At 46.7% G+C, this 323-nt stretch carries 1 protein-coding gene; it reads right to left on the bottom strand.

Features of this window, described 5'->3' with window-relative positions; genetic code table 11:
* Nucleotides 1–97 precede the first annotated feature (97 nt).
* Nucleotides 98–323 (bottom strand): autotransporter outer membrane beta-barrel domain-containing protein (locus tag HMPREF3201_RS11915; RefSeq protein WP_197408275.1); only part of this gene is annotated, 226 nt, incomplete at its 5' end.

Raw genomic sequence — 323 nt, 5'->3', positions numbered from 1 at the left:
TCGAGTGTCTACTTGACGGGTAGCAGTTCATTTTGAATATGGAGGGGTAATTTTTTGTCTTATGAAAAAAGCAAGGCTGAATCTAAAAACTTACACCTTAGAACTTCCAAGAGATACCACCGTTGAATTCCCAGTTGTTGTTGTAGGTTCCACTGAACTTGCGTTCAAATTCAAACCACAAGCTGCTGGCCGGGCTCAGTTCTGTCGTCAAGCCGGCACCTAAGTCGTACCAGGTATCCTTGCCGTCACGATTATAATTGATGCGTTCCAAGCCGTTCGAGGAGGTCAGCATGATGCCGCCGTCACCGGAGAATTCATGGAGG

Source organism: Megasphaera sp. MJR8396C (genome assembly GCF_001546855.1).
GTDB lineage: Bacteria > Bacillota > Negativicutes > Veillonellales > Megasphaeraceae > Megasphaera.
This window is presented reverse-complemented; position numbering and strand designations above follow the sequence as displayed.